Source organism: Oleiphilus sp. HI0066 (assembly GCF_001635725.1).
Genome location: NZ_LWFH01000586.1, coordinates 1 through 809 on the forward strand (window position 1 = coordinate 1; position 809 = coordinate 809).

The following is an 809-nucleotide window of genomic DNA, read 5'->3' on the forward strand; positions in this document are numbered from 1 at the left end:
TTGCTCTCGAATTTCATAAACTCATCCGCTACTGGATGATTCAACAATATTTTTTTGTCTTTCGCGTAATTCATTTCTAAGCGCCATGGGCCTGCTTTACCTTGACGTGGCAACATATGCTTAGCACGTTGAGCATAGCCAGGTTCAAAGCCGTCTAAAATTCCTTCCGAAGCTTTGTTGTCTCCGTTATCTGTCGGAGTGGCTACTACATGACCTTGACTATCCATGTGTTTTATTAGCCTGCAAATATAACGGGACGCAATGTCGCATTTAAGTGTCCAAGGTGCATTTGTGTATCCAAACACCCAAGAAAAATTTGGTATACCTTCTATCATAACGCTCTTGTACGTCATTTTTTCAGATAATGGGCTCGCTTCTCCATTAACCGTCAGATTTAAACCTCCCATCATTTGAAGGTTAAGCCCCGTCGCCGTTACGATGATATCGGCTTCCAATTTCTCTCCAGATTTCAAAATTATGCCGTTTTCACTAAATCGATCTATTTCATCCGTCACAACACTCGCTTTTTTGTCTCTTATTTTTGCGAAGAAGTCACCATCAGGTGCTGCACATAGACGTTCTTCCCATGGGTTGTAGCGAGGCGAATAATGTTTCGTATCGACGTTTTCTCCGAGTTCTTTTTTGACATTTTTCATTAGGAGCTTTCGCATAAAATTCGGCCATTTCATACTGACAGCGTACAGTGCTCTTTGAATCAAGATGTTTCGCTTACGAGTGATCAAATATGCCCAAGAGTCAGGCATAATTTTGGTCATAAAGCGCGCGATTTTGTCTGTGTCAGGTAATGA

At 41.5% G+C, this 809-nt stretch carries 1 pseudogene; it reads right to left on the reverse strand.

From position 1 onward, the window contains the following. Window positions 1-656 (reverse strand): annotated as a pseudogene (locus A3738_RS07760) (NAD(P)/FAD-dependent oxidoreductase); the annotation flags it as partial. Between the last annotated feature and the right edge of the window lie 153 nt (window positions 657-809).